Genomic DNA, 10,304 nt, shown 5'->3' with positions numbered 1-10,304 from the left:
GCACCGGGCGCCGGGCCGCGCGCGCCCGGGCCGGGCCCCGCGTGCTGCGGGACCCGGCCCGGGCGCGGGACGCGCCGCCGGTCAGGGGAAGTTGACGACGTTGACCGGCGTGGTGTCGGACGGGGTGACGGCGCCGGTGTCGTTGATGACATGGCTGATGGTGCCCACGCCGCCGAGCGACACGGTGAGCGCCGAGTGGAAGCGCACGCCGGAGGTGCTGGGCACCTCGAAGGCGTGGTAGTTGTTCACGGCGGGGTTGACGTTGAAGTAGCAGTAGCTGCCCAGGCCCCACGCCTCGTGGCTGGTGACGCCGTCGGCGACCTTGTAGGCCGCGTAGCCGTTGCGTCCGGCGGGGTTGGTCCAGGCGGCCTGGCTGGGCGGGTCGTACGGGTTCTCGTTCTGGAAGAAGATCGTGCGGCCGCCGTTGCCGTTCCAGATCACCTCGTACTTCTGGTAGTGCTCCACGAACAGGCCGGTGGCGAGCACGTTGTCGCCGTTGACGACCAGGCCGGTGTCGGCGGTGTTGGTGCCCCAGCCGACCGTGCCGCTGTTGCCGTGGTCGGCGCGCCAGGCCCAGATGTGGTCGATGAGCGTGTTGTCGCTGTTGACCACGAGCGAGGTGGTGGCCCTGCCCGCGCGCTCGCCGCCGATCCGGAAGAAGACGTCCTGGATGCTGGACGGGTCACTCGCGTGGCTCGCGGCCGAGCCGGACGGACCGAGGGTCAGCAGCGCCTGGGAGTTGGTGGTGCCGGCGTCGAAGAGCAGGCCCTTGAGCCGGACGCCGTCGACGTCGGCGACCTGCATCGCGTTCACGCCGCCGTCCGGGACGAAGGTCGGGTAGCCGATGCCCAGCACGACGGTGCCGGCCCGGTTCACCTGGAGCGTCTGGCTGAGGTGGTAGACGCCGGGGGTGACGAACAGGTTGCAGCCCGCGGCCAGCGCGCTGTTGATGGTCGCGGCGGTGTCGCCCGCCTTGACCACGTAGAACCGGCTCATCGGCAGCGAGGTGCCGGGAGTGGAGCCGTTCGCCCAGCTCGCGCCGGACGCGTTCTGCCGCAGCGACGGCAGGAAGACGCGGTACGCGCCGCTCCCGTCGAGGTAGAGGTAGGGGACGTCGCGCGAGACGGGGGTGGTGCCGAGCGTGGTCTCCGGCGGGTTGGGGAAGGTGCCGGCGGGGGCGCCGGACACCCCGGAGAAGACCATGTTCCACACGCCGCCCGCCCAGCTGCCGAGGTTGCTGTCGCGGGTGTACCACTGCTGCTGGGAGACCGACGCGGCCTGCCCGGTGACCTTGGTGTCGGCGATGTAGCCGCCGCTGGCCCAGCCGTAGCCGGCCGGGTAGAGGGCGAGGTTGCCGTGCACGTCGATCCGGCGGAAGGGCGCGGCCTGGGCGACGGCCCAGCGGTCGGTGCCGCTGGAGGGGTCGATCGCCAGGTTCTCCGCGCTGCGCCAGAAGTTCTGGGTGGCGTTGCCGGCGTCGGAGGCGTTGAAGGCGTCGACGGTGACGTCGCCGTTGATGGTGACCTGGTCGGGGTTCTGGCCGAGGCCCGCGACGGAGGTGTAGAAGCCGACGTTGTCCTCGACGTTGTAGGTGCCCGGCTTGAACAGGTCGGCGACCCGGTTCTCGCTGAACTGCGCGGTGGCGGTGTCCTTCATCTGGCTGAACTGCGCGTCCAGCTGCGCCTGGATGGCGGCGTTGCCCATGGAGGGGTCGAAGACGTGCACGTTGGGCCCGAAGTCGGGGGTGTCGGACTGCCCGGTGCAGTTGCCGCCGGGCGGCGTCGTCGTCCCGCCGGTGCTGCCGCTGCTGGTGCCGGTGCTCGTGCCCGTGCTCGTACCGGACGTGGTCCCGGTGCTGGTGCCCGTGCCGGTGGTGCCACCGCTGCCCTGGGTGTACGTGAACTGCGGGGTGTCGTACTGCGGGCCGTTCCTGGTGTACGTGAAGGAGTACGTCAGGACGGTTCCGGCGGAGACCGGCGAGACGGTGTACGTCCAGCTGCTGCCGGAGGCGGCCATCTGCACGTTCTGCTGGGTGGCGGTACCGGCCTGGTAGTGGAGGATCACGTAGCCCGCGGGCGAGGTGGGGGTGAAGGTGAACTTCGCCTGTGTGGGGGTGGGTTCGGAGACGCTCTGGGTGTAGTCGGTGGCCGCCGAGGCGCTCCCGGCGGTGCCGATCAGGCCCAGCAGCCCGGCGAGGGCGAGGACCAGCGCGGCGAGCAGCGCGGCGGGGCGCCGGTAGGAGCGCGGCCGCGGTCCGCCCGGTGGGGGGTTTCTGCGCATGGTGGGGTCCTTTCCCTGGCTTCGCGAAGTGAACGCCAGGTCAGCGCGGGTTTGGGGGGTAAATCGCGCTCAGCACTGCGCATTTCAGGCCATGGCGAGGCCACGACCCTTGGATTCAGCCGGTTGAAAACGCTCTCAGTCTGTGGTTAGGAGAACCCCTGAATCCGTATGGCAGTGTCAAGGTGGCCGTGGCATGCCGTCAAGAAGAAGAGCGGGATTCACGCGCTGCGCGTGAATCCCGCTCGGGTGGTGCGGAGTCGGTGGTGCGGTGGTGCGTGCGGCCGGACCCCCGGGCCGCCGTGCTGCTACTTGATGCCGGCCGCGCCGCAGGCCGAGGCGGCGTCACCGGTGCAGATCTGCGCGGCGGTGTAAGTGCCGTCGGCGAGCACGGTGTCCTTGATGTTCGCCTTGGTCACCGAGACCGCGTCGAGCAGCTTGGCCGGCACCATCTCGCCGGAACCGCTCTTCTTGGTGGTGTCGGCCACGGACTTGAAGTCCTTGCCCTGGAGGAGGTCCACCGCGATCTCCGCGGTCGCGAAGGCCTCCGGCTTGGCGGCCTTGTAGACGGTGGAGGTCTGGGTGCCCACCAGGATCCGCTGGATGGCGGCGAGGTCGGCGTCCTGGCCGGTCAGCGGCACGCTGATGCCCGCGGCGTGCAGGGCGGTGGCGATACCGCCGGCCATCGTGTCGTTGGCGGAGTAGACGCCCTTGACGTTGGCCTTGCCCACCGACTGGATCGCCGCGGTGACCTTCTGGTTGGCGACGTCACCCTTCCACAGGCCGCTCTGCTCGTAGGCGACGGTCACCTTGCCGTCCAGGACCTTGTGCGCGCCCTGCTTGAACTCGGCCGCGTTGGGGTCGGCGGTGTCGCCGTTGATCATCACGATCTTGGACTGCGGGGTGGCGCTGGAGCCCATCGCGTCCAGCAGCGCCTGGCCCTGGAGCTCGCCGACCTTCTCGTTGTCGTAGGAGACGTAGGCCGAGACCGGGCCCTGCGCGAGGCGGTCGTAGGCCACGACCTTGATGCCCTTGGCCACCGCCGCCTGGACCGAGGACTTGATGCCGACGTAGTCCTGCGCGTCCAGGATCAGCACCTTGACGCCCTTCGCGACCATGGCGCTGACCTGCTGCGCCTGCTTGGCCGGGTCGCCGCCCGCGTTGGCGTACTCCACGCTGCAGTCGGAGCACAGCTCCTTGATCTTCTGCGTGATGAGCGGCCTGTCGAACTTCTCGTAGCGGGCCGTGACGGTGTCCGGCAGGAGCAGACCGATCGACTTGCTGCCGCCGTTGCTGCCGGCGCTGCTGCTGTCCTTGCTGTCGGACTTCTTGTCACCGGCCTTGCCGCACGCGCCCATGGTGAGCGCCAGCGCGGCCACTGCGGTTCCGACGACGATTCGGCGGGCTCTCGTGTTCATTGCGGCGGTGCCTCCCCTGATAAGGCCGCCACGACGCGGCCCACGTTCCGCGAAGTCAACTCGGCACCCCGGCCGCTCGTCAAGAAGTAAATCATCGGAGCGATGACGCACCGAGACGCCGTCACCCCGGCTCGGTGACGGACCGGCCGGGGTGACGGGGGTGTTGCGGACAGGTGTCCGAGAGGGCGGCGGATCAGCCCAGCGAGGCGATGGCCTGGTTGAACGTCGCCGACGGGCGCATCACCGCGGCCGCCTTCGCGGGGTCGGGCTGGTAGTAGCCGCCGATGTCCGCGGGCTTCCCCTGGACAGCGATCAATTCGGTAACGATGGTCTCCTCCTGCTCCGCGAGGGTCTTCGCGAGCCCCTCGAAGGCCGCCGCGAGGGCCGCGTCGTCGGTCTGCGCCGCCAGCTCCTGCGCCCAGTACAGCGCGAGGTAGAAGTGGCTGCCGCGGTTGTCGATACCGCCGAGGCGGCGGCTCGGCGACTTGTCCTCGTTGAGGAAGGTGCCGGTGGCGCGGTCCAGGGTGTCGGCGAGGATCTGCGCCCGGGCGTTGCCCGTGGCACCGGCCAGGTGCTCGAAGCTCGCGGCGAGCGCGAAGAACTCACCCAGACTGTCCCAGCGCAGGTAGTTCTCCTTGACCAGCTGCTGGACGTGCTTGGGCGCGGAGCCGCCGGCGCCGGTCTCGAACAGACCGCCGCCGTTGATCAGCGGGACGACCGAGAGCATCTTGGCGCTGGTGCCCAGCTCCAGGATCGGGAAGAGGTCGGTCAGGTAGTCGCGCAGCACGTTTCCGGTCACCGAGATGGTGTCCTCGCCGCGGCGGATGCGCTCCAGCGAGTACGCGGTGGCGTCCTCCGGCGTCATGATCTCGATCGTGAGGCCGTCGGTGTCGTGCTCGGGCAGGTACGCGCGGACCTTGGCGATCAGGTTGGCGTCGTGCGCGCGGGTCTCGTCGAGCCAGAAGACCGCCGGGACGCCCGTGGCGCGGGCCCGGGTGACGGCGAGCTTGACCCAGTCGCGGATCGGCACGTCCTTGGTCTGGCACATCCGGAAGATGTCGCCGGCGCTGACGACCTGCTCCAGGACGGCCTCGCCGTTGCCGTCCAGGACGCGGACGGTGCCGGTGACCGGGATCTCGAAGGTCTTGTCGTGGCTGCCGTACTCCTCGGCGGCCTTCGCCATCAGGCCGACGTTCGGCACCGAGCCCATGGTGGCCGGGTCGAAGGCGCCGTGCGCGCGGCAGTCGTCGATGACGGTCTGGTAGACGCCGGAGTAGCTGCTGTCCGGGATGACCGCGAGGGTGTCGGCCTCGTTGCCGTCCGGGCCCCACATGTGGCCGGAGGTGCGGATCATGGCCGGCATCGAGGCGTCGACGATGACGTCGCTGGGCACGTGCAGGTTGGTGATGCCGCGGTCGGAGTCGACCATGGCCAGCCGCGGGCCGTCGGCCAGCTCGGCCTCGAAGGACGCCTTGACCTGGTCCCCCTCGGGCAGCGACTCCAGGCCCTTGAGGATGCCGCCGAGGCCGTCGTTGGGGGTCAGGCCGGCGGCGGCGAGCGCGGCGCCGTACTGCGCGAAGGTCTTCGGGAAGAAGGCGCGCACCACGTGGCCGAAGATGATCGGGTCGGAGACCTTCATCATGGTGGCCTTCAGGTGCACGGAGAACAGCACGCCCTCGGCCTTGGCGCGGGCGACCTGGGCGGCCAGGAACTCGCGCAGCGCGGCGACCCGCATCACGGAGGCGTCGACGACCTCGCCGGCCAGTACCGGCACCGACTCGCGCAGCACGGTGGTGCTGCCGTCGTCGCCGGTCAGCTCGATCCGCAGGGCGCCGTCGGCGGCGATCACCGCGGACTTCTCGGTGCTGCGGAAGTCGTCGGCGTCCATCGTCGCCACGTTGGTCTTCGACTCCGGCGTCCAGGCGCCCATGCGGTGCGGGTGGGCCTTGGCGTAGTTCTTGACCGAGGCCGGGGCGCGGCGGTCGGAGTTGCCCTCGCGCAGCACCGGGTTGACGGCGCTGCCCTTGACCTTGTCGTAGCGGGCGCGGATGTCGCGCTCCTCGTCGGACCGGGGGTCGTCCGGGTAGTCGGGCAGCGCGTAGCCCTGCTGCTGGAGCTCGGCGACGGCCGCCTTCAGCTGCGGGATGGAGGCCGAGATGTTGGGCAGCTTGATGATGTTCGCGCCCGGCGTGCCGGCCAGCCGGCCCAGCTCCGCCAGCGCGTCGTCGATGCGCTGCCCCTCCTGCAGGTATTCCGGGAAGGCAGCGATGATCCGGCCCGCCAGCGAGATGTCACGGCTCTCGACCGTGACGCCGGCCGTCGAGGCGTAGGCCTCCACCACCGGCAGGAACGAATACGTCGCCAGGGCCGGCGCCTCGTCGGTGTGCGTATAGATGATGGTCGAGTCAGCCACCGGTTACTCCGCTCCAGTTTCCAGCACTACGTTGCCGGCATCGAGAACATTGCTTGATATCAAGATATCCCGTTGCCGTCGGGAGCACGACGAGGGGGCGCGCCTGCCGCGGCGCGCCCCCTCCTCCGCCATCGCGACCTCACCGCGCTCCGACCGGACGGGCTAATCCCGCGCGCCCCCGCGCCACGCCCGTGTTTCGGTGGATGCCCTACGCACCGCAGCGGTGCACACACTCGACAGCGACCACAGCCGGCCCGCGGGGCCGGCGGGAAGCGGTAGCCATGGCGTCACGTGCACGGGGCTGGGGACTGGTCGGCGAACTGGCGGCGGAGTTCGCCGGGACGATGATCCTACTGCTGATCGGCGCCGGGGTCGTCGCCCAGGTGGTGGCGGGCGGCGAGCTGACCCAGCCCAAGGGCGGGCTCGGCGGCCACGACGCGATCGCCTGGGCCTGGGGCCTGGGCGTCACGCTCGGCGTGTACGTGGCGGCCCGGCTCAGCGGCGCGCACCTCAACCCCGCCGTGACGGTGGCGCTGGCGGCCTTCAAGGGCTTCCCGTGGCGCAAGGTGCTGCCGTACGCGCTCGCGCAGACCGCGGGCGCCTTCGTCGCGGCGCTGATCGTGCGCTGGAACTACTGCGAGATCCTCGGCCACGCCGATCCCGGGCACACCTTCAAGACCCAGATCGTCTTCTCGACGCTGCCGGGCAACGGCTCCCTGACCGCCGGGGTGCACGAGTGGGGCGCCTTCCGCGACCAGGTGATCGGCACGGCGATCCTGCTGCTGCTGATCCTGGCCGTCACCGACGTGCTCAACACCCCGCCGGGCGCCAACCTGGCCCCCTTCATCATCGGCCTGATCGTCGTGGCGATCGGCATGGCCTACGGCGCCAACGCGGGTTACGCGATCAACCCGGCCCGTGACCTCGGCCCCCGGCTGGCCAGCTTCCTCACCGGCTACCACTCGGCCTGGCGGGACCAGTGGGGCAACTTCTACTGGTGGGTGCCGATCGCCGGCCCGCTGGTCGGCGGCCTGCTGGGCGGGGCCCTCTACAAGGTCTTCGTGGGGCGGTTCCTGCCCACGGCCGAGCCCGAGCCGCCCGGCCGGGTGCCGGCGCCGGAGTCCTGACGCGGGGCGGCGCAGCTGTCGCGGACCACCAGGGACGTCGACAGTTCCACCCGCAGCACGTCGGGGGTGCGCCCCTGGACGAGCTCGAGCAGCATGTCGGCGGCGGCCGCGCCCATCTCGGCGAGCGGCTGCCGCACCGTCGTCAGGGGCGGCGGCGACCAGCGGGCCTGCGGGAGGTCGTCGAAGCCGACGACGCTCAGGTCGTCGGGCACCCGCAGGCCGCGCTGCCGGGCGGCCTCGTAGACGCCCAGCGCCATCTGGTCGCTGGAGGCGAAGACGGCGGTGGGCGGGCACTCGGCGGCGAGCAGCTCGGCGCCGAGGCCGAAGCCGGACTCGTGCGAGAAGTCCCCCTCGCGCACCAGCGCGTCGTCCACCTCGACGCCCGCCGACTCCAGGGCGGCGCGGTAGCCGTCCAGGCGGGCGCGGCTGCACAGCAGGGCGGGCGGCCCGGTGATGATGCCGATCCGGCGGTGGCCGAGGCCCAGCAGGTGCAGCACCGCGCTGCGCCCGCCGGCCCAGTTGGTGGCGCCGATGGTCGGCACGTCGAAGGTCGGCACGCCCGCGGGGTCGATCACCACGAGCGGCATGCCCAGCCGCCGCAGCTCGTCGTTCAGCTGCGGGGCGGGCTGGGAGGTCACGAGGATGGCGCCGTCGGAGTTGCGCGAGCGCACCCCGACGAGCCACTGCTGCATGGACGCCGCGTGGTGGTGCACCGCCGAGACCACCGCCCCGACACCGGCGGCGTGGACGACCTTCTCCACGCCGCGCAGGATCTCCACCGCCCACGGGCTGTCGAGGTCGTTGAACACCAGGTCCACGAGGTTGGCGCGGCTCGCCCCGCTGCCGGCCCGCCGCCGGTAGCCGTGCTCGGCCAGCAGGTCCTCGATCCGGCGCCGGGTGGCCGCGGCCACGTCGCTGCGCCCGTTGAGCACCCGGGAGACCGTGGGCAGGGACACCCCGGCCTCGCGGGCGATGTCGGCGATCGTGACCCGGCCCGCGCTGTCTGCCGCCACCGGTGCCTCCTGTCGCAGGTGGGGTCCCAGCATAGGCAACGCCCCGGCCGCGGAGCACGGGTGCACGGGCGGCCGCGGCCGGGCGGGCGCCGCGGCGGCCCCCGGAAGCAGGCGAGTTACGGCGAGAGGGTTGACGGGAGCGGGCCCCGCTTCTAACGTCTCGCTGAAACTTCCGAAAGCATTTCGCAAGTTTCGACGCCGCAGGGCGTCCCAGCACGACCTCCGCGCGGGTGCCTTCCCGCCCGCCGCGGGGGGCACGGCGGCGTTCTCGTGGTCAGCGCCGATGACCACGAGGGCGTTGACCGGGTCTCCGGCGACCCGGCCGCGGACCCCGGCACGGTCCGCGGTGTGCGGGCGAAAGGTTTCGGCCAGCGAAGGACACGCATCACCCATGACGCTCACGGCGACCAACCCGGTCCTCCCCGGCTGCTTCCCCGATCCGTCGGTGGTGCGCGTCGGGCAGGACTACTTCCTCGCCAGCTCCTCCTTCGCCTACTACCCCGCCATCCCGCTCCACCACAGCCGGGACCTCGTCCACTGGCGGCCCATCGGCCACGCGATCGACCGCGCCGGCCAGATCGACCTCGGCGGCATCCGGGCCAGCGCGGGCATCTACGCCCCGACGCTGCGCCACGCGGGCGGCCGTTTCCACCTGGTCTGCACGCTCGTCGACGGCCCCGGCGCCTCGGGCAACTTCCTGCTCTCCGCCGACGACCCGGCCGGCGACTGGTCCGACCCGGTGTGGCTGCCCGAGGCGCCCGGCTTCGACCCCTCGCTGTTCTTCGACGACGACGGCTCCGTCCACCTGCTCGGCACCCGCGAGGTCCCGGGTACGGGCGGCCGCACCGAGATCTGGCTGCGCGGCCTGGACCTGGAGGCCGGCAAGCTCACCGGGCCCGAGCACGTCCTCTTCACCGGCGCGCTGGTCGACGCCCGCTGGGCCGAGGGCCCGCACCTGTACAAGGTGGGCGGCTGGTACGTGCTGCTGCTCGCCGAGGGCGGCACCGCGCACGAGCACGCCGTGACCGTGGCGCGCAGCCGGGAGATCGCCGGTCCGTACGAGAACCACCCCGGCAACCCGGTCCTCACCCACCGCCACCTGGGCCGGTCCTACCCGGTGTCCGGGGCCGGGCACGCCGATCTCGTCCAGACCCCGGCGGGCGACTGGTACGCCCTCGTGCTGGCCTCGCGGATCTACGGCGGCCCGCACTCCAACCTGGGCCGTGAGACGTTCCTGGCCCGCGTGGAGTGGGAGGACGGCTGGCCGGTCCTCAACCCCGGCGAGGGGCGGCTCACCGAGCACGTCGACGTCGCGCTGGACGCGCACCCCTGGCCCGAGCCGGACACCACCGACCACTTCGACACCGCCGAGCTCGACACCGCCGTGTGGAACCTGCTGCGCGGCCCCGCCGCCGGCGCCTACAGCCTCACCGAGCGCCCCGGCCACCTGCGGCTGCGCCTGCTCCCGCAGACCCTCGCCGAGCGCGGCACCCCCGCCTTCGCTGGGCGCCGCCAGCAGCACATCGACTGCGCGGCCGAGACCGAGCTGGACTTCACGCCGGGCGCGCCCGGCGAGGCCGCCGGGATCGCGGTGCTGCAGAACGACACGCACCACATCACGCTGCTCGTCACGGCCGCCGCGGACGGCGGCACCGTGGTGCGGCTGACCGAGTACAACGCCGGGACCGCCACCGTGCGCGGCGAGCTCCCCGTCGGCCCGGGCCCGCTGCGGCTGGGCCTGCGCACCCGGGGCCAGGACTACACCTTCTCCGTGACCCGGTCCCCCGACGGGCGCCGCGACGTCGGCACGGTCGACGGCCGCTTCCTCAGCAGCCAGGTCGCCGGCGGCTTCACCGGCGTCTACCTCGGCCCGTACGCGACCGGCCCGGCCGGCGGCACGGGCCACGCGGACTACGACTGGTTCCGCTACGGCCCAGCGGCCGACTAGACCCCGCCGCCGGTGCGGGAGGGAGAGCCGTACACCCGGCGCGTGGGCCGGGTGTACGGCGCCACCGCCGGGGACGCCTTGAGGGGGGCGTCCCCGGCACCCGGTCCG

The 10,304-nt window shown here is 72.0% G+C and carries 6 protein-coding genes; 2 read left to right on the top strand and 4 right to left on the bottom strand.

Annotated elements, in window-relative coordinates; genetic code table 11:
* Positions 1–81: 81 nt before the first annotated feature.
* From ACH4SE_RS13865 to ACH4SE_RS13855, 3 genes are all read right to left on the bottom strand, one after another.
* Entirely contained in the window at positions 82–2,280 is a 2,199-nt protein-coding gene (locus ACH4SE_RS13865; protein ID WP_398543579.1) for a hypothetical protein, read from the bottom strand.
* A gap of 305 nt (positions 2,281–2,585) precedes the next feature.
* A complete protein-coding gene (locus ACH4SE_RS13860; RefSeq protein WP_398543578.1) occupies positions 2,586–3,695 on the bottom strand; it encodes a sugar ABC transporter substrate-binding protein in 1,110 nt (369 codons plus the stop codon).
* Positions 3,696–3,888: 193 nt separating this feature from the next.
* Positions 3,889–6,108, bottom strand: coding sequence for an NADP-dependent isocitrate dehydrogenase (locus ACH4SE_RS13855; RefSeq protein WP_398543577.1), 2,220 nt, complete (start codon positions 6,106–6,108; stop codon positions 3,889–3,891).
* A gap of 281 nt (positions 6,109–6,389) precedes the next feature.
* On the opposite strand from ACH4SE_RS13855, the gene ACH4SE_RS13850 reads away from it, so the two are divergent.
* On the top strand, positions 6,390–7,235 hold the full coding sequence (locus tag ACH4SE_RS13850) for an MIP/aquaporin family protein (protein WP_398543576.1): 846 nt from the start codon (positions 6,390–6,392) through the stop codon (positions 7,233–7,235).
* Here the strand turns inward: ACH4SE_RS13850 and ACH4SE_RS13845 are convergent.
* The gene (locus ACH4SE_RS13845) at positions 7,157–8,281 is read right to left on the bottom strand and encodes a LacI family DNA-binding transcriptional regulator (protein WP_398543575.1); all 1,125 of its coding nucleotides are present in this window, start codon (positions 8,279–8,281) and stop codon (positions 7,157–7,159) included. The two genes, ACH4SE_RS13850 and ACH4SE_RS13845, sit on opposite strands and share 79 nt — an antisense overlap.
* 358 nt (positions 8,282–8,639) lie before the next feature.
* On the opposite strand from ACH4SE_RS13845, the gene ACH4SE_RS13840 reads away from it, so the two are divergent.
* Positions 8,640–10,196 carry a glycoside hydrolase family 43 protein gene (locus ACH4SE_RS13840; protein WP_398543574.1) on the top strand — a complete coding sequence of 519 codons (1,557 nt, stop codon included), beginning with the start codon at positions 8,640–8,642 and terminating at the stop codon, positions 10,194–10,196.
* Positions 10,197–10,304: the final 108 nt, after the last annotated feature.

It is taken from the genome of Streptomyces sp. NPDC020983 (genome assembly GCF_044333485.1).
Lineage (GTDB): Bacteria > Actinomycetota > Actinomycetes > Streptomycetales > Streptomycetaceae > Actinacidiphila.
Note: the sequence above shows the minus strand (reverse complement) of the source record. Positions and strands in the feature narration are given on the sequence as shown.